This is a genomic window from Mesorhizobium sp. M7A.F.Ca.CA.002.09.1.1 (assembly GCF_003998555.1).
GTDB lineage: Bacteria > Pseudomonadota > Alphaproteobacteria > Rhizobiales > Rhizobiaceae > Mesorhizobium > Mesorhizobium ciceri.
This window is the reverse complement of the sequence record NZ_RZRR01000976.1, coordinates 1-1,958: the sequence shown is the minus strand read 5'-3', so window position 1 is coordinate 1,958 and position 1,958 is coordinate 1. Positions and strand designations below refer to the sequence as shown.

3 protein-coding genes are annotated in these 1,958 nt (G+C 63.4%); 2 read left to right on the top strand and 1 reads right to left on the bottom strand.

Annotation, left to right across the window (positions count from 1 at the left end; translation table 11 throughout):
* A partial coding sequence (locus tag EN994_RS29110) for a DMT family transporter (protein ID WP_164746303.1) occupies positions 1 to 368 on the top strand: 368 nt, incomplete at its 5' end.
* A 152-nt stretch (positions 369 to 520) separates the two neighbouring features.
* Entirely contained in the window at positions 521 to 985 is a 465-nt protein-coding gene (locus tag EN994_RS29105; RefSeq protein ID WP_013529160.1) for a DUF2231 domain-containing protein, read from the top strand.
* 57 nt (positions 986 to 1,042) lie between these two features.
* Here the strand turns inward: EN994_RS29105 and EN994_RS29100 are convergent.
* On the bottom strand, positions 1,043 to 1,958 hold a 916-nt coding region (locus tag EN994_RS29100), incomplete at its 5' end, for an NAD(P)-dependent oxidoreductase (RefSeq protein WP_281059717.1).

Sequence of the window (1,958 nt, the reverse complement as noted above, 5' to 3'; positions counted from 1 at the left end):
GGCAGAGCCTGATGCTGGCCCTGTCGGTTTCGGCACTCGTCACCTCGTTGCCGTTCTTCCTGTGGGAGGTCCTCGCCGGCAAGGTCATCATGCCCGACGCGCGCGGCTGGACCGTCATCGTCTATACGGCGATCGGCGCATCGGTCGTTTCGCAGATCTTCTACATCAGGGGCAACGAGCTGATCGGCGCCAACCGCGCCGGCCTGTTCATCAATCTGGTGCCGATCTTCGGCACGCTGCTGTCGGTGCTGATCGTCGGCGAGACGTTCCAGCTCTATCAGGCGCTGGCCTTGGTGCTCGTGCTGGGCGGCATCGGGCTTGCCGAATACAGCGGGCGCAAGATGGCGGTGGCGGACCACCGCGGATGACATTTGGCGGCTGACGCCCTCCGCCGTCGCGGTAATCACGCGAACGGCCTGGACTTCGCCAATGGCGCGGAAACAGCGGCATGAATCCTGCCGCGTCCCCTACTTGGAACATTTCACCTCCAGCGGAGTTTGAACGCCAGGGAGGCGACATGATGAGCCACAACCCTCGCAGCACGGCAAGCATTGCTGGTCACCCTATCCACCCGATGCTGATTCCGTTTCCGATTGCCTTTTTTGTCGGCACCTTCGTTTGCGACCTTATCTTCTGGCGAACAGCCGATCCTGGATGGGTCACCGGGTCGCTTTGGCTTCTCGGCGCAGGCCTGATCATGGCTGCCCTGGCTGCGCTTGCTGGCTTGACGGATGTTCTCGGCGATGTGCAGGTCCGCAATCTCACGACGGCATGGCTCCATGCCGGCGGCAATGTACTCGTCGTGTTGATCGAGCTTTACAACTGGTACTCGCGGTATGCCGGCGGAGCGGCGGCCGTGATGCCAACCGGCATCGTCCTATCGCTGATCGTGGTTCTCATCTTGCTGTTTACGGGCTGGAAGGGCTGGGAACTGGTCTACCGACATCGCGTGGGTGTCTCCGATGGCTCGGACGAGTTGACATGAACCGGCCGCCGCGGCGGCCGGCGTCAACGAGGTGGGTCGGCGACCGCCTGTCCTCAATCACATCGCGTTGACGTCGAACTGCAGCCGCTTGGCCGAGTCGATCGACTTGTGCGCCTTGACCTTTTCCAGCACGGCTTCCGGGAACGGCGCGTCGAGATAGAGCAGCGCTATGGCATCGCCGCCCGGCCGGTTGCGGCCGAGCTGGAAGTTGGCGATGTTGACGCCATTCTCGCCGCAGACGGTGCCGAGCAGGCCGATGATGCCCGGCGCGTCCGCATTGGTGGTGTAGAGCATGTGCTGGCCGACCTCGGCATCGAGGTTGATGCCCTTGATCTGGATGAAGCGTGGCTTGCCATCCGAGAAGCATGTGCCGGCGATCGAGCGCGTCATGTGCTCGGTCTTCACCGTCAGCTTGATATAGCCGTCGAACACGCCCGACTTGTCGCGCTTGACCTCGGCCACGATGATGCCGCGCTCCTTCACCATGATCGGCGCCGACACCATGTTGACGTCCGAGACCTGAGGCCGGATCAGCCCGGCGAGTGCTGCACTGATCAGCGCGCGCGTGTTCATCGTCGCGGTCGAGCCGTCGAACAGGATCTCCACCTCCTTGATCGGATCCTCGGTGACCTGGCCGACAAAGGCGCCGAGCACCTCGGCGAGCTTGACGAACGGCTTCAGCCGCGGCGCCTCCTCGGCGGTGATCGACGGCATGTTGATGGCGTTGGAGACGGCGCCCTTGATCAGATAGTCGGCCATCTGCTCGGCAACCTGCAGCGCGACATTCTCCTGGGCCTCCGTCGTCGAGGCGCCGAGATGCGGCGTCGCCACCACATTCTCCATGCCGAACAGTTCGTTGTTCTCGGCCGGTTCGACCTCGAAGACGTCGACGCCAGCGCCGGCCACCTTGCCACTCTTCAGCGCTGCGACCAGATCGGCCTCGACGATCAGACCGCCGCGTGCGCAATTGATG